Origin of the sequence: Arthrobacter celericrescens (assembly GCF_003614925.1) — a bacterium.
Lineage (GTDB): Bacteria > Actinomycetota > Actinomycetes > Actinomycetales > Micrococcaceae > Arthrobacter > Arthrobacter celericrescens.
Window position 1 is genome coordinate 1 of record NZ_QYLP01000016.1, and the last position, 19961, is coordinate 19961.

Annotated in this window: 23 protein-coding genes; 11 read left to right on the forward strand and 12 right to left on the reverse strand. The window is 67.1% G+C overall.

Annotated elements, in window-relative coordinates:
* On the reverse strand, window positions 1-84 hold an 84-nt coding region (locus D3654_RS02650), incomplete at its 3' end, for an NAD-dependent epimerase/dehydratase family protein (protein WP_120519988.1).
* A gap of 114 nt (window positions 85-198) precedes the next feature.
* Here D3654_RS02650 and D3654_RS02655 point away from each other — a divergent pair.
* A complete protein-coding gene (locus D3654_RS02655; RefSeq protein WP_120519989.1) occupies window positions 199-822 on the forward strand; it encodes a TetR/AcrR family transcriptional regulator in 624 nt (207 codons plus the stop codon).
* A 63-nt stretch (window positions 823-885) separates the two neighbouring features.
* Window positions 886-1497: a hypothetical protein gene (locus D3654_RS02660; protein WP_120519990.1), complete on the forward strand. Its 612-nt coding sequence runs from the start codon at window positions 886-888 to the stop codon at window positions 1495-1497.
* A 40-nt stretch (window positions 1498-1537) separates the two neighbouring features.
* Here the strand turns inward: D3654_RS02660 and D3654_RS02665 are convergent, their stop codons facing one another.
* Complete coding sequence (locus D3654_RS02665; RefSeq protein WP_120519991.1) at window positions 1538-2392, reverse strand: hypothetical protein; 855 nt, start codon at window positions 2390-2392, stop codon at window positions 1538-1540.
* Between the two features lie 9 nt (window positions 2393-2401).
* Window positions 2402-3427, reverse strand: a complete 1026-nt coding sequence (gene dapD / locus D3654_RS02670) for a 2,3,4,5-tetrahydropyridine-2,6-dicarboxylate N-succinyltransferase (protein WP_120519992.1) — start codon at window positions 3425-3427, stop codon at window positions 2402-2404.
* A gap of 85 nt (window positions 3428-3512) precedes the next feature.
* Here dapD and dapE point away from each other — a divergent pair, with 85 nt between their 5' ends.
* Window positions 3513-4634 (forward strand): succinyl-diaminopimelate desuccinylase, encoded by a 1122-nt coding sequence (gene dapE, locus D3654_RS02675; RefSeq protein WP_120519993.1) that lies wholly within the window; start codon window positions 3513-3515, stop codon window positions 4632-4634.
* 58 nt (window positions 4635-4692) lie between these two features.
* On the opposite strand, the gene D3654_RS02680 is transcribed toward dapE, so the two are convergent.
* The 4 genes from D3654_RS02680 to D3654_RS02695 form a co-directional block, all read right to left on the reverse strand.
* Window positions 4693-5529 carry an amino acid ABC transporter permease gene (locus D3654_RS02680; protein WP_120519994.1) on the reverse strand — a complete coding sequence of 279 codons (837 nt, stop codon included), beginning with the start codon at window positions 5527-5529 and terminating at the stop codon, window positions 4693-4695.
* Window positions 5526-6176, reverse strand: a complete 651-nt coding sequence (locus D3654_RS02685) for an amino acid ABC transporter permease (protein ID WP_120519995.1) — start codon at window positions 6174-6176, stop codon at window positions 5526-5528. Before D3654_RS02685 ends, D3654_RS02680 begins: the two co-directional genes overlap by 4 nt.
* A 95-nt stretch (window positions 6177-6271) precedes the next feature.
* Window positions 6272-7147, reverse strand: a complete 876-nt coding sequence (locus tag D3654_RS02690) for a glutamate ABC transporter substrate-binding protein (protein ID WP_120519996.1) — start codon at window positions 7145-7147, stop codon at window positions 6272-6274.
* 55 nt (window positions 7148-7202) lie between these two features.
* On the reverse strand, window positions 7203-7958 hold the full coding sequence (locus tag D3654_RS02695) for an amino acid ABC transporter ATP-binding protein (RefSeq protein WP_120519997.1): 756 nt from the start codon (window positions 7956-7958) through the stop codon (window positions 7203-7205).
* 152 nt (window positions 7959-8110) lie between these two features.
* Here D3654_RS02695 and D3654_RS02700 point away from each other — a divergent pair, with 152 nt between their 5' ends.
* The 4 genes from D3654_RS02700 (at window position 8111) to D3654_RS02715 (ending at window position 10998) form a co-directional block, all read left to right on the forward strand.
* Complete coding sequence (locus tag D3654_RS02700; protein ID WP_120519998.1) at window positions 8111-8965, forward strand: LOG family protein; 855 nt, start codon at window positions 8111-8113, stop codon at window positions 8963-8965.
* 21 nt (window positions 8966-8986) lie between these two features.
* Window positions 8987-9325, forward strand: a complete 339-nt coding sequence (locus tag D3654_RS02705; protein ID WP_120519999.1) for a DivIVA domain-containing protein — start codon at window positions 8987-8989, stop codon at window positions 9323-9325.
* A gap of 38 nt (window positions 9326-9363) precedes the next feature.
* Window positions 9364-10599, forward strand: coding sequence for a hypothetical protein (locus D3654_RS02710; protein WP_245413050.1), 1236 nt, complete (start codon window positions 9364-9366; stop codon window positions 10597-10599).
* A 231-nt stretch (window positions 10600-10830) separates the two neighbouring features.
* Window positions 10831-10998, forward strand: a complete 168-nt coding sequence (locus D3654_RS02715) for a DUF3117 domain-containing protein (RefSeq protein WP_009357720.1) — start codon at window positions 10831-10833, stop codon at window positions 10996-10998.
* Between the two features lie 64 nt (window positions 10999-11062).
* On the opposite strand, the gene D3654_RS02720 is transcribed toward D3654_RS02715, so the two are convergent.
* Window positions 11063-11695 (reverse strand): O-methyltransferase, encoded by a 633-nt coding sequence (locus D3654_RS02720; RefSeq protein ID WP_120520000.1) that lies wholly within the window; start codon window positions 11693-11695, stop codon window positions 11063-11065.
* A gap of 260 nt (window positions 11696-11955) precedes the next feature.
* Between D3654_RS02720 and sigE the strand changes: the two genes are divergently transcribed.
* From sigE to D3654_RS02735, 3 genes are read left to right on the forward strand one after another with little or no spacing between them, the layout of a single operon-like run.
* On the forward strand, window positions 11956-12594 hold the full coding sequence (gene sigE, locus D3654_RS02725; RefSeq protein WP_120520001.1) for an RNA polymerase sigma factor SigE: 639 nt from the start codon (window positions 11956-11958) through the stop codon (window positions 12592-12594).
* Between the two features lie 7 nt (window positions 12595-12601).
* Window positions 12602-13510 carry a hypothetical protein gene (locus D3654_RS02730; RefSeq protein WP_120520002.1) on the forward strand — a complete coding sequence of 303 codons (909 nt, stop codon included), beginning with the start codon at window positions 12602-12604 and terminating at the stop codon, window positions 13508-13510.
* A gap of 31 nt (window positions 13511-13541) precedes the next feature.
* The gene (locus tag D3654_RS02735; RefSeq protein ID WP_120520003.1) at window positions 13542-13934 is read left to right on the forward strand and encodes a twin-arginine translocase TatA/TatE family subunit; all 393 of its coding nucleotides are present in this window, start codon (window positions 13542-13544) and stop codon (window positions 13932-13934) included.
* Between the two features lie 40 nt (window positions 13935-13974).
* Here the strand turns inward: D3654_RS02735 and D3654_RS02740 are convergent, their stop codons facing one another.
* Genes D3654_RS02740 through D3654_RS02750 form a run of 3 tightly spaced genes read right to left on the reverse strand, consistent with a single transcriptional unit; the run spans window position 13975 to window position 17099 of the window.
* On the reverse strand, window positions 13975-15102 hold the full coding sequence (locus D3654_RS02740; RefSeq protein ID WP_120520004.1) for an Mrp/NBP35 family ATP-binding protein: 1128 nt from the start codon (window positions 15100-15102) through the stop codon (window positions 13975-13977).
* A 4-nt stretch (window positions 15103-15106) separates the two neighbouring features.
* Window positions 15107-15835 carry a DUF1003 domain-containing protein gene (locus D3654_RS02745; protein ID WP_120520005.1) on the reverse strand — a complete coding sequence of 243 codons (729 nt, stop codon included), beginning with the start codon at window positions 15833-15835 and terminating at the stop codon, window positions 15107-15109.
* A complete protein-coding gene (locus D3654_RS02750) occupies window positions 15816-17099 on the reverse strand; it encodes a magnesium transporter (RefSeq protein WP_120520006.1) in 1284 nt (427 codons plus the stop codon). The genes D3654_RS02745 and D3654_RS02750 overlap by 20 nt, the downstream gene beginning before the upstream one ends.
* A gap of 76 nt (window positions 17100-17175) precedes the next feature.
* Between D3654_RS02750 and D3654_RS02755 the strand changes: the two genes are divergently transcribed.
* Complete coding sequence (locus D3654_RS02755; RefSeq protein WP_245413041.1) at window positions 17176-18126, forward strand: YflT domain-containing protein; 951 nt, start codon at window positions 17176-17178, stop codon at window positions 18124-18126.
* An 87-nt stretch (window positions 18127-18213) separates the two neighbouring features.
* Here D3654_RS02755 and D3654_RS02760 read toward each other — a convergent pair whose 3' ends face one another.
* Window positions 18214-19785, reverse strand: a complete 1572-nt coding sequence (locus tag D3654_RS02760; protein WP_120520086.1) for an aminopeptidase P family protein — start codon at window positions 19783-19785, stop codon at window positions 18214-18216.
* Between the last annotated feature and the right edge of the window lie 176 nt (window positions 19786-19961).

Sequence of the window (19961 nt, forward strand, 5' to 3'; positions counted from 1 at the left end):
GATCACCTCGTGGCCGGACTCCAGCAGGGACAGGACCGTATGCGAACCGATATAGCCCGTGCCACCGGTAACAAGAATTCTCATGGTCTCAACGCTAGCCGAACTCCGGAGCGTCCCGTTCCGTGTTTCCTTGGCCACGGCTGTGAATCGGATGGCAAGGCTCCCCGCAGTTGAAGCACGATTGTGCTAAAAAGACATGTGCCAAAAATTGTAGACGCCGGTGCCCGGCGCCAGGACGTTGTCGACGCCGTCTTCAGGATCATCGCCTCCGACGGGCTGGAGCGCGCTTCCCTGCGTGAAGTCGCCGACGAAGCAGGGCTGGCTGTCGGCTCGGTGCGACACTATTTCGCGAGCAGCGACGAACTGCTCGTGCACTCCTTTTCCGTGGTGATCGACCGGATCGCCGGGCGGCTCGAGGCCGCGCTGGAATCCGTGCGGCAGGAAGCGCCGGGAAGCCCGGCGCACCATGAAGCCGTGCTGCTGCTTCTGGGGCAGCTCCTGCCGCTGGACGAGGAAAAAGCCGTCGACGTGTGCGTCTGGCTGGCTTTCCGCACTGCCGCGCGGATTAAACCGGTGTTCGCGCCCGAAGCCGCACGCAGCCACCGGGCGGTGGCCGCCGTCGTCGGGCAATTGGTCATGCAGCTGCTGCCCGACAGCGAGCAGCAGGACATCCTCGTCACGGAAGCCGAACGGCTCCTCGCCACCCTGGACGGGCTGTGCCTGCACGCCCTGCTGCAGTCCGAATGGATGACCGCACGGATGTGCCGGGACGTCCTGGAAGCGCACCTGGCGGGCCTGGGCGGGCTTTTCCAGCGCGGTTAACCTCCGGGGCCAACAGGAATAAACTGGAGGTCTGGACAGGCACCGGCCAAGGGAGGCTTACGGATGCATGACACAGGCGGTCAGGGATGGCGGATAACCATGGACACGTCCTCTCCAATTCTCATTGCCTTGTATCTGAGGGATGTCGCAGGTCTGGACGGCGCGGGAACGCCCGCCCTATCCCACGCGACGCCGAAGGTCAGGCACGCGGACCACAGCCATCTGACGGCGGAGGTCGGGGGAGTCAGTGCCCTCAAGACCGAATGGGAGGCGTGGTGGCACCAGCTGCTCAAGTCCTACCCGGAGGAGGCTCCGAGGCTCACACCCCCGGACTTCAAGGCCTTCTCGAATTCGCCGGCGCTCCAGAAGGTTCTCAAGGCGCATTTCGGGGCCGCCCTGAGCTGGGCGCGCGAGCGGGTCGCCGAGTACCAGGAGATTGAAGCCGAACGTGAGGCCAGCGGCGCAACCCTGATGCTGGGGGACTTGGTCGAGGACCGTTTGCTCGAAGTCGGGCGCAGTTCCCGGGACTTCCGGCTGAGCATCATCGAACTGCCCCTGAACGAGCCCCGGGCCTGGTACCTGGAGCCGGACAAGATGATCATGAGCCACAGGCTGCTGTCCCAGCCGGAGGTCTTCCGCAGCTACGTGCAGCCGGTTGTGGAGATGCTCGCCTGAGCCCACGGGGCTTGAGCGCCCGAGGACCCGCTGCGCCGGTTCAGCCGCGCGGCGCGGAGACGGTGACCGTCAGGGTTCCGGCGGGAGCCTTGGATTCCTGCCAGCCCTCGTGGTTGTCCCTGTTCCAGGTGTGGCTGTCCAGTTCCACCTGCGTGACTGAGAGGGACTTCGCGTTCGCCACGGTCCACTGGGCCAGCGCCCAGGCCGCGGGGCCGTCGGAATAGCGTCCCGTGTCGATCCGCACCGTGCGTCCCTGGCTCGCCGCGGAAACAGGCCCGAACGCTTTGGTCATTGCTGCCACGACGGCGTCGGGGTCTCCGGCGCTGTCCGCGGTCCGCAGGGTGCAGTCCAGCGCGGCGGAGGACTGCCCGGTGAGGGACGACGCGAAGGCGCGGCCCATGGCTTCGTGCTGTGCGTAAGCTTCGGGGAACGCCGAGCGCTGCACAGTCTGGGCTGCCTCGGTGATTTCCATGGCCTGGTAGTCCGGAACCTTCAGCAGGCCGTTGTAGAAGGAGTTGCTGGCGTGGACGGGGTCCATGACCTGCGCTTCGGTGCCCCAGCCCTGCGACGGACGCTGCTGGAAGAGGCCGCGGGAATCCGGGCCGGCCTGGTCGCCGTAGTCGATGTTCCGGAGCCTGGATTCCTGCATGGCCGTGGCCAGGGCGATGGTCGCGGCGCGCGGCGGCAGCCCGCGGCGCACGGCAACGGACGTGATGAGAGCCGCGTTGGCGGTTTGGTCGGTTGCCAGCTCAAAGGAGGCGGTGCCGACGACGGCGGTGCAGCGCTCCGTGACCAGGGTCTCGGAGCGCTGCAGGACCGTGGTGACTGCATAGATGGCGCCCGCTGTCAGGGCCAGCGCCAGCAGCAGTGTGAGGGTGCGTCGGAGACGGCGCATCCGGTCCGGTCAGTTGGCGTGGAGTGCTTCGTTGAGTTCCACGGTCTGGCCCTTGCGGGGAAGCACCTCCACTTCGCCGGTGGTGGAGTTGCGGCGGAACAGCAGGTTCGGCACGCCGGACAGTTCAACGGCCTTGACGATGCTGGAGGTGTCCTCGCCGTTTTCGTCCTTCGGGCCGGGGATGCGTACGCGGGTGCCGGCGGTGACGTAGAGGCCGGCCTCCACCACGGAGTCGTCGCCGATGCTGATGCCCACGCCGGAGTTGGCGCCCAGGAGCACACGTTCGCCCAGGGCGATCCGTTCCTTGCCGCCGCCGGACAGGGTGCCCATGATCGAGGCGCCGCCGCCGACGTCCGTGCCGTTGCCGGCCACGACGCCCGCGGAGATGCGGCCTTCCACCATGGAGGTGCCGAGAGTGCCGGCGTTGAAGTTCACGAAGCCTTCGTGCATCACGGTGGTGCCGTCCGCCAGGTGGGCACCTAGGCGGACGCGGTCGGCGTCGGCGATCCGGACACCGGCGGGGACAACGTAGTCAACCATGCGCGGGAACTTGTCGACGCCGTAGACCGTCACCGGGCCGCGCCTGCGCAGGCGGGCGCGGGTCAGTTCGAAGCCCTCGACGGCGGCGGGACCGAAGTTGGTCCACACCACGTTGGGGAGCTTGCCGAAGATCCCGTCCAGGTTGATGCTGTTCGGCTTCACCAGGCGGTGCGAGAGCAGGTGCAGGCGGAGGTAGGCGTCCACGGTGTCGGCCGGGGCTTCGTCCAGGTTGATCTGGGCGAAGACCACCTTCTGCTGGGTGCCGCGGGCGGCGTCGTCGCCTTCTGCGGCCAGGGCGGTCAAGGACTCGTCGGCGTTCTCGACCGAACGCAGGGACTCGGCTGCCACGCCCAGCGCGGGTGCCGGGAACCAGGCATCCAGCACGGTGGCTTCGCCGGCGGCGTTGGTGGCGATGGTCGCCAGGCCGAAGCCGTAAGCGGCACGATCGGCGGCAGAAGTGTGGTCGGGAGCGGCAGACGCGGCTGTTTCAGTCATGGCCCCAAGTTTAGTCAGGCGGGCTCGCCCGGTTGAAACCGTGAATCCGCCCGGCTGGTTGTATTTCACCGGATAAGGTGGACGGGTGACCGTAGAATCCGTTCCTGTTCTTGACCTGCGACAAGACGTCGCTTTGCTCACCGCCGCGCTCATGGACATCAACAGCGTGTCCGGAAACGAGACTGCCCTGGCTGACGCCGTGGAGAACGGCCTCCGCGCCATCCCGGGGCTGCACGTCGTCCGGGATGGTGACGCCATCGTTGCCCGCACCGAACTCGGACGCCCCGAACGCGTCATCCTCGCCGGCCACCTGGACACCGTTCCGCTGCCCGTCACCGAAGGCGCCCGCGGCACAGTCCCGTCCAGCTGGGACTCCGGCGTCCCCGGTAGCGGCATCCTGTACGGCCGCGGTGCCACCGACATGAAGGGCGGCGTCGCGGTGCAGCTCGCGCTCGCCGCAACCATGTTCGACGGCGGCGCGGAGCCCGCCAAGGATGTCACCTTCGTCTTCTACGACCACGAGGAAGTGGAAGCAGAGAAGAGCGGGCTGGGCCGCCTGGTGCGCAACTACCCTGAGCTGCTGAGGGGCGACTTCGCCATCCTCCTCGAACCCACGGACGGCACGGTCGAAGGAGGCTGCAACGGCACCATGCGCTTCGACGTCACCACGGTGGGGGAGGCCGCGCATTCGGCCCGCGCATGGATGGGCCACAACGCCATCCACGACGCCGCCCCGGTCCTGGCAAGGCTTGCCGCCTACGAACCCCGCACCATCAACGTGGACGGACTGGACTACCGCGAAAGCCTGAACGCGGTGAAGATCCACGGTGGCACTGCAGGCAACGTGATCCCTGACCGCTGCGTGGTGGAGATCAACTACCGCTTTGCCCCGGACAAGAATCCGGACCAGGCCGAGGCCCATGTCCGGGAACTCCTGGAAGGCTTCGACGTCGTGCGCACCGACGCCGCCGCCGGCGCACGGCCCGGGCTCAACCACCCTGCCGCCGCGTCCTTCGTGGCCGCCGTCGGTGCCGAGCCCAAACCGAAGTACGGCTGGACCGACGTCGCGCGCTTCAGCGAACTGGGCGTCCCGGCGGTGAACTTCGGCCCCGGCGATGCACTGCTGGCGCACAAGGACAATGAACACGTCGACGCCGACGCCGTCCGCGAGTGCTTCCGCGCGCTGCGGCTGTGGCTGGCTGACTGACGGTTCTTAAACGGGAAGGTCCGCAGCCTGGTGGCTGCGGACCTTCTCCTTTGTGCTGTTACTTCGCAGTCGGCGCCTCGGCGGGTACAGCCTTGGCAACACCGCCGGCTGCCTTCTTCGAGCCACGGCGCTCGATCCAGACAGCCAGCCTGGACACGCAGATATTGATCGCGATGTAGATGCCGGCGGCCACGAAGAAGACCGGGAACAGGAACGCGTTCCCCAGGAAGTCGGCCATGACCTGGACGGCCCGCAGGAGTTCGCCGTACGCCACAATGTAGCCGAGCGAGGTGTCCTTCAGGAGCACCACCAGCTGGGCAACCAACGAGGGCATCATGCGGCGGATGGCCTGCGGCAATTCGATGAGCAGGCGGGACTGGAAGCTGGTCAGGCCAATGGCAAGGCCCGCTTCGCGTTGTCCCTTCGGCAGCGACTGGATGCCTGCGCGGATGATCTCCGCGAAGATGGCCGCGTTGTACAGCACCAGGCCGGCAACGACGGCGATGAAGGAGTTCGTGCCGAACACCAGCAGGACGAACAGCATCATCAGGACGACCGGCATGCCGCGCAGGAACTCCAGGACCACGCGGGTGGGGATCCTGATCCAGTCGACCAGTGATATCCGCAGCAGGCAGAGCAGCAGGCCCAAGGGGAATGCGATCACCGCTGCGATGGCCGCCGCGCTGAGCGTGGCGATGATGCCGTTTCCGAGCAGCCGCCAGACGTCGGCGCGGATGAAGATCTCCCAGCGGCGCCCTTCGAAGATGCCCTGCTGTGCGAGGGTCATGACAATCCACGCCGCGAGGCCGAGGATCAGCACGGTTCCGATCACGGAACCGATCAGCGAAACGCGGCGCGCCTTGGGGCCGGGAACGTCGTACAGGACTGAAGTCATCGGGCAATCGCCACCTTTCGCTCCACCGTGCTGGCGAGGATACCCAGCGGGACAGTGAGGAGCAGATAGAAGAATGCCACGCCGAGCAGCACGGCCATGACCTGGTCGCCGTTCGCGTTGGCCATCTGGCGGCCGTACCCGAACAGTTCGAGGACAAAGAACGCACCGGCGACCGACGAGTTCTTGACGAGCGCGATCAGGATGTTGATCAGCGGCGGGATCACTGTCCGGAGGGCCTGGGGCAGGATGATCAGGGTGAGCACCTGTCCGAACTTCATGCCGATGCTGCGGGCGGCTTCGGCCTGGCCGAGCGGCACGCTGTTGACGCCAGAGCGGACAGCTTCGGCAACGAACGCCGCCGTGTATGCGCTCAGGGCGATGATGGCCGCGACTTCGAACTGTTCAAACCTCACGCCAAGGCGGGGGAGGACGATGGCAGCGAAGAAGAAGGCAATGGTCAGGGGGGTATTCCGGAGGACCTCGACGTAGACGGTGCTGAAACCACGGAGGGCCGCAACTGGAGAGACGCGGGCCGCCGCCAGCAGCGTTCCGAGGATGAGGGCGATGATGCCGGAGACCGCGGAGAGGAAAAGGGTGCGGAGAAGTCCATCCCAATAGAGGGGGAGGTTTTCGATGATGACTTCCATGGGGTCCTTCGGCTCTGGGCTTGGACAGTCGGAATGCGGGGCGCAGTCGGCGGGGGACCTGCTGTTCGCAGGCCCCCCGGCGACAGTCGCCTGCGCTAGTAGCGGTCGACAGCGGGAAGCTCGGGAGCGGTCTTGATGACCGAGCCTGCGGTGTCTTCCCATGCCTTCTTGTAGCTGCCGTCCTTGGCGAAGGCTTCAAGCTGGTCATTGATCCAGTTGCGGAAGGTGGTGTCGTCCTTCTTCAGGCCAATGCCGTACGGCTCCTTGGTGAAGGTCTGGTCCGAGGCGAGCTTGAAGGCATCCGGTTCCTTGTCGACGAAACCGGCCAGGATCACGTTGTCCGTGGTGACCGCCTCAACCTGCTTGTTGCGCAGGGGTTCCAGGCATGCGGAGTAGGTCGCTGCCGGTACCAGCACAGCGCCGTACTTATCCACGATCGTTCCCGCGGGGGTCGAACCTGTTACGGAGCAGACCTTCTTGCCCTTGACGTCCTCGGGCTTGGTGATGGTGGTGTTGTCCTTGTTGACCATGAGTGCCTGGCCGGCCTCGTAGTACGGTCCGGCGAAGCTGACAACCTGCTTGCGCTTGTCATTGATGGTGTAGGTGGCGATGACGATGTCCACCTTGCCCTGCTCGATGAAGGGTTCGCGGTTCGCGGACACGGTTTCGGACCATTCGATCTTGTCGGCGGGGATGCCGAGCTTGGCGGCGATCAGCTTGCCGATCTCGACGTCGAAGCCCACCGGCTTACCGTCCAGGCCCACCTGGCCGAAGAGCGGCTGGTCGTACTTGGTGCCGATCTTGATGGTGCCGGCCTTGTTCAGCTTTTCCATCGTGGTGCCGGCGGCGAAGCTCGCACTGGCCACCGGTGGGGTCGTGGTGCCGCCGCCACCGCAGGCGCTCAGGGTCAGTGCAACGGCTGCACCCGCAGCGACCAGGAGGGATTTCCTCCGGGTGATAAGAGACTTCATGACATTCCTTTCATTGGGCGGCCTGAGGTGGGGCCAGGGTACGAATGGGAACGGACTAGTGGGTCAGCAGCTTGGAGAGGAAGTCCTTGGCCCGGTTGCTCTGCGGGTTGGTGAAGAATTCCTCTGGCTGGGTGTCCTCGACGATCTGGCCATCGGCCATGAAGACCACGCGGTCAGCTGCCTTGCGGGCGAAGCCCATCTCGTGGGTGACCACGATCATGGTCATGCCTTCCTTGGCGAGCTGGATCATGACATCCAGGACCTCGTTGATCATTTCGGGGTCCAGCGCCGAGGTGGGTTCGTCGAAGAGCATGACCTTCGGCTTCATGGCCAGGGCGCGGGCGATCGCGACGCGCTGCTGCTGGCCGCCGGAGAGCTGGGCAGGCAGCTTGGGTGCCTGATGCCCGACGCCGACGCGTTCGAGCAGCTTCATGGCCTCCTTCTCCGCCTCCGCCTTGCTGACGCCCTTGACCTTGATGGGGCCCAGCGTGACGTTCTCCAGGATGGTCTTGTGCGCGAAGAGGTTGAAGGACTGGAAGACCATCCCGACGTCGGCACGCAGGTTCGCCAGCTGCTTGCCTTCCTCCGGGAGGTGCTTTCCGTCGATTGAGATGTCGCCGTTGTCGATCGTTTCCAGGCGGTTGATGGCGCGGCACAGGGTGGACTTTCCCGACCCCGACGGTCCGATGACCACCACCACCTCGCCCTTGCGGACCTGGAGATTGATGTCCCTGAGGACGTGCAGCTGGCCGTAGTGCTTGTTGACGCCATTCAGTGAGACGAGCGCATCGCCGGACGCTTGAGTAGTCATAGCTTGAATCTAGCGAAGAAATGTCCAAAGTTGATCCAGCTCACAGGAACTTTCCGCAGATCGTGACTGAACAGATACCTCGCTCCCGGCGTGCCGCAACACCCACGTGCCGACGGAACTTGCGGGGACTGAAGACGTAATAGCCTTGGTCAATGAGCACCAGCCAGCCTTCAGGACAGACACCGCCTCCGGCCTCCGACGCCAACGGCAAACAGGGCGCAGTGGTACCCGCGCCGGCCTTCATCGCGGAAGCGCCTGCGAAGCACAAAGGCCCGCTGGAGCTCCGCCGCAAACAGGCAGCGGCACCGATGTCCGACCAGCGGCTGCTGGACACCCGCGGACCCGACCAGTTCATCCACACCGATCCCTGGCGCGTCCTGCGGATCCAGAGCGAGTTCGTCGAAGGATTCGGAGCGCTCGCCGAACTTGGACCGGCTGTCAGCGTCTTCGGTTCCGCACGCACCAAACCGGGCAGTTCCTTCTACGAAATGGGCGTAGAGGTGGGCCGGCACCTGGCCGAGGCCGGGGTCGCCGTGATCACCGGCGGCGGCCCGGGGTCCATGGAAGCGGCCAACAAGGGCGCGGTTGAAGGCAACGGAGTCTCGGTCGGCCTGGGCATTGAACTGCCGTTCGAGCAGGGCCTCAACCGTTGGGTGGACCTGGGCATCAACTTCCGGTACTTCTTCGCACGCAAGACGATGTTCGTGAAGTACGCGCAGGGCTTCATCGTGCTGCCCGGCGGCTTGGGGACCCTCGATGAGCTGTTCGAGGCAATGGTCCTGGTGCAGACCCGCAAGGTCACCTCGTTCCCGATCGTGCTGCTGGGCGTCGATTTCTGGAGCCCGATGATCGAATGGATCCGGGAGACGCTGGTGAAGGAAGGGATGGTGTCCGAAAAGGACCTCGACCTGATCCAGCTGGTGGACGACCCCGCCGACGCCGTCCACCGCGTGCTGCACGGGATTCCGCGCCCGCCGTCGAGCAACGGCGACCAGCGGCCGGAGTAGTCCCGGCCAAGGTCTGGCACGATGGGGATTGTGAGTTTCTTCCTGGTTTTCCTGGCGGTGGTGGTCGTGGGCGCCGCGGCGTTCCTGGCGACCGGCACCATGCGCGGCGGCGGCCGGTCCGCCGTCGGGCTGGATGAAACGGTGCCCAACCTCCCGCCGGTGCTGCTCCCGGAAGACGCAAGCCCCTCTGACGTCGACGCCGTCCGTTTCTCCCTCGCGCTGCGCGGATACCGCATGGACCAGGTGGACCAGGTCCTCGATGATTTGCGCAGGCAGCTCGCCGCGAAGGACGCCGAAATCAGCGGCCTCAAGCAGAGCCTGGAGGCGCGCGGGCCGCGTAACGGGGACGCCGAAGCGTGAGCAGTTCCTTCCGGACGGACCTCCCGGGGAACGGCTTCCTGCCGGGGAGCGGGCTGTTGCGCCGCGCGGCCATCTGGCCCTGGTGGCTTCAGGTGTCCCTGATCTACATCGCCGCCCGGGTCGCCAGCGCCTGCATCTTCATGGCGGCAGCGCTGCACCAGGGCGTCAATCCCTGGTATCCGCCGTCGCCGGGGTACTGGGACTTCATCAGCATCTGGGACGCCCATTGGTACGCCCGGGCTGCCGAAGACGGCTACCCCTCGGTGCTCCCGCTCAACGCCGATGGTTCGGTGGCAGAGAACACCTGGGCGTTCTATGCCTTGTTCCCGGCGTTGGGGCGCGGCTTGTCGATGCTCACCGGACTGGGCATCCTGCCGTCCCTGACGATCATTGCGATGCTGGCCGGGCTCGGTGCCGCGCTGGTGGTGTTCCTGCTTTTCCGGGAATTCGCGGACCGTGGCGCTGCCCTGTGGGGTGTGGCGTTCTTCTCGACCTTTCCCGTTTCGGCGGTGCTGCAGGTTCCCTACGCCGAACCGCTGAACCTGCTGCTTCTGGCGGCCGCACTCCTGCTGGTGGTGCGACGCCGGTACCTGTCTGCCATGCCCGTGGTGGTGCTGATGTGCCTCTCGCGGCCCACGGGTGTGCCTTTCGCGGCGATGGTCGGGCTGCTGCTGGCCCATCAATGCTGGGTGAAGTTTGTCCGTGGCCGCGAAGCCGCGCCGGGCGTTGAGGGCGGGCGGGGATCCATCAGGGTGCCGGAAGCGAAGGAAGTGGCAGCGCTCGGGGCCCTCACCGTTGCCAGCGGTGCTGCGGCACTTGCCTGGCCGGTCCTGGCATGGGCGCGCACCGGTGACATCCGGGCCTATACGCGGACGGAAACCGCCTGGCGCGGCGATGACCTCGTGCCCTTCAAGCCGTGGTTCGACACCGGGCAGACGCTCTTCGGCCCGGTGCTGGGCATCCTTGCCCCGTTCGTTTTCACTGGGGTCTTCGCCCTCGTGCTGATGAGTCCGCCGGTGCGGGCACTGGGCACCGAACTGCGCCTCTGGTGCGCCTGCTACATGGGCTACCTGCTGGTGTTCCTGCATCCGCAGACGAGCACGTTCCGGATGCTTCTTCCGCTGTTCCCGCTGGCCCTCGGGGCCGCACTGCTCTCGCGTTCCCTGGCCTACCGGGCAACTGTGACGGTGATGTTCCTGCTGCTCCAGATTGTGTGGATCGTGTGGCTGTGGGCATGGGCGCAGCTGCCCGGCGGCGGCGACTATCCGCCGTAGGACCCGCGCCGATCCGGGGCGCCACCGGGCCCTGGCGGCGCGCTCAGTAAATCCATTCGATTAGCTACGCACGGGTAATTACGGGATAATGGACACAAGCAAGGTCAGGGGGTGCCTTTGGGCACCCGGCGACGACGGCCCTGGAAGCCGTTGCTGCGGAAGCTGCACTTGCCGCGCGGAGCCAGTCCGGCCGGGCTGGCAGATTTGGGACAACTGGAGGGGATTTTCCTAATGGCGGCTATGAAACCACGTACAGGCGACGGCCCTATGGAAGTAACCAAAGAGGGCCGCAGCCTGATTATGCGTGTGCCGCTCGAAGGCGGAGGACGGCTCGTTGTCGAGCTGAACGCAGCGGAAGCGGCGAACCTCAAGGAATGCCTGGTAGGCGTTACCGAGTAAGTTTCACAGGGCAGGGCCCGGCGGAGAGCCGGAGCCCTGCTTTTTTGTTGGCCTGTGTTCGTCGCTATCGCTTCACGGCCACCAGCAGGCCGTCGCCGGTGGGCAGCATCGCGGAGGCGAGGCGCTCGTCGTCGCGGACGGCCTTGCCGATCTGCCGCAGGACAACCGTGGTGGCATCCCGCGCGGCGGGGTTGGAGACGCGGTCCTTGTCGAGGGCGTCGTTGACCACCAAGGTGCCTCCCCGCTTCAGGAGCCGTACGGCCTGTTCGACGTAGACGGGGAAGTTGGCCTTGTCGGCGTCGATGAAGACCAGGTCGTACGCCGAGTCGGTCAGGCGGGGCAGCACGTCTGCTGCCCGGCCGGAAATGGTCCGGGTACGGTTCGCCGGGCTGCCGGACTCAAGGAAGGCCTCGCGGGCAGCCTTGAGGTGTTCGACGTCGGTGTCAATGGTGGTCAGGACGCCCTGCGGACCGAGGCCGCGAAGCAGGCAGACACCCGAGACGCCGGCCCCCGAGCCGACCTCCACCACCGTCTGGGCCTTCGACGCTGCGGCGAGGACGGTCAGCATCGCTCCGACTCCTGCACTGACGGCTGTCACCCCGAGTTCAAAGGAGCGCTCCCGGGCGCGCAGCAGCACCTCGTCCTCGGCAGGAAAGTCTTCTGCGTAGGACCAGCTGCTTGACTTGTCGGCACTCATGGGATGTCGCTTTCCGGGCAAAGAGGGATTGTCCATCCAAGACTACTTGCTGCAGGGCCGCAGAACCGGTTCCGCCGGGTGCAACGCGGGCTGTGTCCGGTACGTGTCCGTCCGGTGCCAGGGCCGGAAATCAGCCCTGAGGGGAAATCCCGGCGCGGTCAGGAAACTCCCAGCGAATCCTGCGATGATGTTTGTCCGGCCACCCGAGCGGTGGCGGCACCATAGCACCGGGTGACCACAGGGTGCGAGGGGAGCGGACGATGCCGGCATCACTTGCTGCGCAATTCCGTACAACAGCCGCGGAAACCACCGGCGCAGAACAGGCAACCACCGAATGGGTCGCGCCCAGCTGGGAGGAAGTGGTGGAGAACCACTCCGCCAAGGTCTTCCGCCTGGCCTACCGCCTCACGGGGAACAAGTTCGACGCCGAGGACCTCACCCAGGAGGTCTTCGTCCGGGTGTTCCGTTCCCTGGAGAACTTCAAGCCGGGCACCTTGGACGGCTGGCTGCACCGCATCACTACGAACCTCTTCCTGGACCAGGCAAGGCGCAAGAGCCGGATCCGTTTCGACGCGCTGGCAGAGGACGCCGAATCCCGCCTCCCCGGCCATGAACCGGGGCCGGAGCAGAGCTTCGAACTGAACAACCTGGACCTCGACGTGCAGCGCGCCCTGGAGGAACTCCCGCCCGACTTCCGGGCCGCCGTCGTGCTCTGCGACCTTGAAGGCCTTTCTTACGACGAGGTGGCCGAGGCGCTCGGCGTCAAGCTCGGCACTGTCAGGTCGCGGATCCACCGCGGCCGCACCATGCTCCGCGAAAAGCTCGCGCACCGCGACCCCCGACCCGCCAAGGCCCGTGCGCCGCGGCTGAAGATGCCCCGGATCGCCGGACTGCATTGAGGTCGCCATGGGTTTGCTGAACGGGCGGCAGCCTGCCCCCGGGCGTGGCCTGCGGCACAAGCGGACACCGGAACACCTCAAGGAATGCCCGCAATGCCAGGCTGAGGTGCTCCGCGAACGCCAGTACCTGGAGCGGCTGCGGAAGGCGAGCGTGCCCGAAGCCAGCCAGGACCTGACGGCCCGGCTCATCGAGCACACACGCAGGATCGCCGAATCAGGCGAGGCAGGCATGGAACCGGCCCGCGGGATGCGCCGCACCATGCCGCTCCTGAAGACAGCAGGCATCGCGGCCGGCGGGCTGCTGGTCAGCGCCGGGGCCCTGACCGCCGCCGCCTACGTCGTTGGCGGGGACGTCCGGCCCGAGGCCGCCAGCGCCGCGGACCGTGAAGTGCGCAGCCTCGTGGGAGCGTCCCTGGCCGGCGACCTCTCCCTCGATTCAACTGTCCCCGGAAACGTCCCGTCAGGCTCCGCGGTGAAGGACGGCAGCGTGGCCCTGAGCGCCGCGCAACTGGCCGAACTGCGCAGCAAGGGCTGGGCATGCCCGGAACTCTCCGGCATGGGCTTCCGGCTGGTGTCCGCCCGCGCCACCATGCAGGACGGCCATCCCGCCGTCGAGCTGGAACTGACGGACGGCACGCATTACGCAACCCTCGTCGAGCAGCATTTCGAGGGGACCACGACCTCCCGCGCCCGGCTCTCAATCAGCCAAGGGAGCCGCTGGGAGGCGGTCTACCGCACTCCCGTAGCCATGCTGAGCTACGCGTCCGACCTGCCCGCGGAAAAGGCCGACGACGCCGTCCCTGAGCTCGTGCGCGCCGGTGAATCCGTACTTCCTGCGGCGGCCGCATCTCCGGACAACTGGCAGGACAGGGTCCGGCGCGGCCTTCGCACCCTGGCAAATCTCGCTGGTTTCTGAGCAGGGCAACGGACAAGGTAATCTTCGTAGCGTGTTTGGAATCAATGGCCCGGAGTTCCTGCTCCTGCTGATCATCGGTGTGCTTGTGATCGGCCCCAGCCGTTTGCCCGAATACACCCAGAAACTGGCGAACCTGGTCAAGGAAGTGCGCCGCATGGCGTCCGGCGCCCGGGAGCAGATCAAGGAAGAAGTCGGCATCGACATCGATGAGGTCGACTGGAAGAAGTACGATCCCCGCCAGTACGATCCGCGCCGCATCATCAAGGAAGCACTGCTCGACGACGAGACGAAACCGGTCAGCGCGGGCGCACCCGCCGCTGCGGTTGCCGCCGTCGCGAACGACCCCGCCCCGCAGCCGCCCGCCCGGGTAGTGGAGCGGCTCGCCGAGGGCGAAGCAGCACCCTTCGACAGCGAAGCCACCTAGGCCTGACGCCAGGTCAGGGCGGTTAGCCCCGGAATCTCCGCTAGCGGGGCTGGATTCCCAGGGGCATGCCCGCCAGTCCGCGCGGCCGGGCCTGGATCCTGCCGGCGATGTCCTGGAGGGCCTGGGCCGCCGCCGTTTCAGGGGCCGCCAGCACCACGGGACGTCCCGCATCCCCGCCTTCGCGCAGGCGGATGTCCAGCGGGATCTGGCCCAGCAGCGGCACGTCCCTTTCGACGACGGCGCCAAGCCGCTTGGCGAGCAGCTCTCCGCCACCGCTTCCGAACAGTTCCATCCGGCCGCCGTCGGGCATTTCGAGGAACGACATGTTCTCCACGACGCCGGCCACCTTCTGGCCAGTCTGGGCAGCGATGGTGCCCGCACGCTCGGCGACTTCCGCGGCCGCCGCCTGCGGCGTGGTGACCACCAGGATTTCCGCGCCGGGCAGCAGCTGGGCGACCGAGATGGCGATGTCCCCGGTGCCGGGCGGGAGGTCCAGGAACAGCACGTCGAGGTCGCCGAAGTAGACGTCCGTGAGGAACTGCTCGAGGGCGCGGTGCAGCATGGGGCCGCGCCAGGCCACGGGCTTGTTCCCCTCGACGAACATGCCGATGGAAATCACCTTCACTCCGAAGGCGACCGGGGGCAGGATCATGTCGTCGACGCGGGTGGGAGGCTGGGTGATGCCCATGAGGGCCGGCACGGAGAAGCCGTGGACGTCGGCGTCCACGATGCCGACGCGCAGGCCGCGCTCAGCCAGGGCGCAGGCAAGGTTGACTGTCACCGAGGACTTCCCCACGCCGCCCTTGCCGCTCGCGACGGCGTAGACCTTGGTGAGCGAGCCCGGCTGGTTGAACGGGATGCCGCGTTGTCCGCCGGGGCCGCGGAGCCGTTCCTTGAGGGCGTCGCGCTGGGCCTGGTCCATGACCTTCAGTTCCACGTCAACGCCGGTGACACCAGGAACGCGGGAGAGCGCAGCCGTAGCGTCGGCGGTGATGGTGTCCCGCAGCGGGCAGCCGGCGATGGTCAGCAGCACGGTCACGTGGACGGTCCCGGAGGCATCGGCGCTGACGGACTCCAGCATTCCGAGTTCGGTGATGGGCCGGCGGAGTTCGGGGTCGATGACGGTGGCCAGGGCGGCGTCGAGTGCCTCTTGGGAGGGGGAGCTCATGTGATCAGTTGCGGCTTTCGGGCTGGTTCTTGCCGGACGTCTGCCCGGCGGATTGCGTCTGCGGGCGGATCTTGGGGATCTGCTGCGTGCGGGGGTTGCGCTGCTTGTCCCGCTTCTCCTTGAGCTTCTCCCTGACCTTTTCACGTGGGCTTTCGCCGTCGCCGCCCTCCTGGGCGTCGCCGGCGAGAAGGTCTTCCTGCGCTTCGAGCAGGTCCTCAAGCATCGACCGCAGTTCGGCGCGGACGTAGTCGCGGGTGGCGACCTCGCGCAGCGTGATGCGCAGCGACGCCAGTTCCCGGGTGAGGTATTCCGTGTCGGCCAGGTTGCGTGCCGCCTGTTGGCGGTCCTGCTGAAGCGAAACGCGGTCCCGGTCGTCCTGCCGGTTCTGGGCGAGGAGCAGCAGGGGAGCGGCGTAGGAAGCCTGCAAGGAGAGCATGAGGGTGAGCAGGGTGAAGCCGAGTGCCTGGGAGTCGAACTGCCACTCCTCGGGCGCGAAGCTGTTCCAGGCCAGCCAAGCCACACAGAAGATGGTCATGTAGACGAGGAATTGCGGCGTGCCCATGAACCGGGCGAAGCCTTCGGTCGCGTTGCCGAAGGCGTCCGGGTTGGGGGAGAACTTGGGGAAGATCCGCTTGCGGCCGCTCAGCGGGGTGTCGAGGCCGCCGAAGGAGGGCAGCTTGCTGCTGCGGGTGCCGGGCTTGGGCGGTGTGTTGTCAGCCAATCCGGCCTCCAAGCTTCTTTACAGGGGCGTCATCCTCATGGGCGCGCCAGTCATCGGGCAACAGGTGATCCAGCACGTCATCAACAGTCACCGCCCCCACGAGGCGGCCGGCGTCGTCAACGACCGGAAGGGAATTGAGGTCATAGGTGGCCAGGGTCCGGGCAACCTCGCTGATATGGGCGTGGTCCGACAGGGGCTCCAGGTTCTTGTCCACCAGGTTGCCGAGCGGTTCCGGCGGCGGGAAGCGCAGCAGTTGCTGGATGTGCACGACGCCGAGGAAGCGGCCCGTGGGCGTCTCCAGCGGCGGGCGGGTGATGAAGATCGAGGACGCCAGGGCCGGTGAGAGTTCCTCGCGGCGCACATGGGCGAGGGCCTCGGCCACGGTGGCTTCGGGCGGCAGGATCACCGGAACCGGGGTCATGAGGCCGCCGGCGGTGTCCTCGTCGTATTCGAGCAGGCGGCGGACGTCCTCGGCCTCGTCCGGTTCCATGAGCTGCAGCAGCTCCTCAGCCTGGGCCGAGGGGAGCTCGGCGAGGAGGTCGGCGGCGTCGTCGGGGTCCATCTCTTCGAGGACGTCGGCGGCGCGTTCGACGTCGAGCGCGGAAAGGATCTCCACCTGGTCGTCCTCCGGGAGTTCCTGCAGGACATCGGCGAGGCGCTCATCCTGCAGTTCGCTGGCCACTTCGAGTCGGCGCTTGTCGCTCATTTCCTGCAGCGCCTCGGCGAAGTCGGCCGGCTTGAGGTCCTCGTGCGTGGCCACGAACTGGGTGGCGGCCTGCGGCTCGGTGCGGGCGCCCTGCCGCGCGTCGGCCCAGTCGATGATCATGGTCTCGTTGCGGCGCAGCCGGCTGAGCGGGGAAAGTGAGTGGCCGCGGCGGACGAACAGCTTGCTGACGAACCAGTCCCGCGAACGGTGCTGGTCCATGCCGATGTCCTCGATGGTGGCGTCCCCGCTGCCGTCCGCGAGGGTGACCCGGCGGTCGAACATCTCGGCGACCACGAGGGTCTCGGCGCCGCGCTGTTCGAAGCGGCGCAGGTTCACCAGGCCCGTGCAGATGATCTGGGTCTGGTCGATCGAGGTGATGCGGGTCATCGGAACGAAGACCCGCTTCTTCCCGGGAACTTCGACGACGATGCCCACCACGTGCGGTGCGCCGCGGGTGCCGCGGGAGAGCACGACAACATCGCGCAGGCGGCCGAGACGATCGCCCAGGGGGTCGAAAACGTCAAGGCCGAGCAGGCGCGCAACGAAGACGCGGGAAGGTTGTGTGCTCACCTCTACAGGCTACCGAGTCTGCTCTCTTTTAGCTGAATTTCAGCCGACGCACATGTGCATGCGACAGAATGGGGCTATGGCAAACATTTTCGGTGCACCCAAAGCCACGGAGGAGTCCCGGAGCGTCCCCCAAGGCGACACCGTTGGCTCCTACAACTCGTATCTTGATGCCCAGAAGGCAGTGGACTACCTGGCGGACCAGCAGTTCCCGGTCCAGCTTGTCTCGATCGTGGGAAACGACCTGAAAATGGTGGAACGGGTGACCGGCCGGCTGAGCTACCCCCGGGTGGCCCTGTCCGGTGCGTTGAGCGGCATGTGGTTCGGCCTGTTCGTGGGCGTCATGCTCTCCTTCTTCTCGCCGACCGGGGGCGCGTTCTCCATCATCACCTCGGTGCTGATGGGTGCGGCGTTCTTCATGCTGTTCGGGATCGTCACCTACGCCATGCAGCGCGGCAAGCGCGACTTCACCTCCACCAGCCAGGTGGTTGCCAGCAACTATGACGTCATCGTGGCCTACGAAGCCGCGCAGGAGGCCCGCCGCCTGCTCCACCAGCTGCCGATGAATCCGGCGCAGGCTGCCGGTGCGCCGCAGCCCTACAGCCACCACCCCCAGCAGGGTCCGCAGCAGCAGTATCCCCAGCAGCATCAGCCGTACGAGCCGCCCTACCAGCACCCGGGACAGGCGCCCGAGCGCCCCGCCGCCTGGCACGACCCCTACGGCCAGCGCATCCAGGAGGGCAGCGGCCCCGCAGAGGCGGAGACGCCGTCGGAAGCACAGCCCGCCGAACCTGCTCCTGTCTCCTCGCACTACCCGGACCTCCCCGACGGCCGCCCGCAGTACGGCATCCGCGTGGACGCCGGCCAGGCGCCCGCAGCAGCCGCACAGCAGGAAGCCGGCCAGCCGGAAGCCAACCGGCAGGAAGCCAACCGGCAGGAAACCGGCCAGCCGGAAACCGGCCCGGCAGACGCCGGCCATGAGAACGGCAACCGGGCAGCCGAGGGCGAGGACGCGCGCCGGCAGCAGTAGCCGCCGTCGGGCATTCCCACCGCGGGCAAGCGAAAGGGGCGGTCACCGGAAAGATTTCCGGTGACCGCCCCTTTCGCTTGGGAAGGACTACTCGGCGTCCTCGTAGATGCCGGCCATCCAGGCTTCGACGTCCTCGGCCTTGCGCGGCAGGGCTGCGCTCAGGTTGACCGGACCGTCGGCCGTCATGAGGATGTCGTCCTCGATCCGGACGCCGATGCCGCGGTACTCCGCCGGAATGGCGAGGTCCTCGTTCTTGAAGTACAGGCCCGGCTCGATGGTGAACACCATGCCTTCGGTGAGGGTGCCGTCCAGGTACAGTTCGCGCTTGGCCTGTGCGCAGTCGTGGACGTCCAGGCCGAGGTGGTGGCTGGTGCCGTGCGGCATCCAGCGGCGGTGCTGCTGGCCTTCGGTGCTGATGGCTTCCTCCACGGAAACGGGGAGCAGGCCCCATTCGGCCAGGCGCTCGGCCAGGACCTTGGTGGCGGCGGCGTGGATGTCGCGGAACTTCGCGCCGGGCTGGGCGGCGGCGAAGCCGGCGTCGGCGGCGTCCAGCACGGCGTCGTAGACCTTGCGCTGCACGTCCGAGAAGGTGCCGTTGGCCGGGATGGTGCGGGTGATGTCGGCCGTGTAGAGCGACTCAGCCTCCACACCGGCATCCAGCAGCAGCAGTTCGCCGGCGTGGACCTTGCCGTTGTTGCGGGTCCAGTGCAGCACGGTGGCGTTGTTGCCGGCGGCGGCGATGGTGTCGTAGCCGAGTTCGTTGCCTTCTTCCCGGGCGCGGGCGAAGAAGGCGCCTTCGACGACGCGCTCGCCACGCTCGTGGGTGAGGGCACGCGGCAGGGCACGGACGACGTCGGCGAAGCCGGCCACCGTGGCGGCCACGGCGGTCTTCATCTCCCCGATCTCCCACTCGTCCTTGAGCAGGCGCAGCTCGGAGAGGGCTTCGCTGAGGAGCTCGTCCAGCGCGTCCAGCTCGGCGAGGTCCAGGTTCTCGGGGTCCTTGGCCGTGTTGTAGCGGGCGGTGTCCACGAGGGCGTCGATGTTCTCGTCGACCTTGCGGACCAAGCGGATGGCGATCCCGCCGATTTCCGGGGCGCCGACGTTCTTGGTGATGGCCACTTCAAGTTCGTCGATGTGCGCGGTGGGCAGGCCGAGGCGTGCTTCGAATTCGGCGAGGGTGGGGCGGGCGCCGATCCAGAATTCGCCGGAGCGGGCGTCGGCGTAGAACTGTTCGGTGTCGCGGCCGGCCAGCGGACGGAAGTAGAGCGCGGCGCTGTGGTTGCCGCCGTCGTCGCCGGTACCTTCCTCGACGGGTTCCAGGATGAGCACGGCGTCGGGCTCGTGGTCCAGGCCCAGGCCGGTCAGGTGGGCGAAAGCTGAGTGGGGGCGGAAGCGGTAGTCGGTGTCGTTCGAGCGGACCTTCAGCGGGCCGGCCGGGATGACGAGGCGGACGCCCGGGAACTTGCCGGAGATGGCCCGACGGCGGGCGGCGGCATGGTCTGCAACGGCATCGCGCGCTGGGGTCACCTGCGCGGCGGGAGCCCAGTTGCTGGCCATGAAGGCCTTGAAGGCATCGGAGGTGGGCCGCTGGGAACGGTTGTTGACGCGTTCTTCCAGGGGCTGGGCTGCTGAATTCTGGGTGGTTTCTGCATCATTCACGCTCCCATGTTCCCATCTGTTCAGGGCGCGGGCCAACGCGGCGTTCCGGCCGCCGTTCGGGTCCGCCGGGGCCCCTCGCAAGGGGCCACGCCGCCGAGGGGCCCGGGCCGAGCGCAGCGAGGTTTGGGAGGCGGTGGGTGGGCCCACGCCGCCGAGGGACCCGGGCCGAGCGCAGC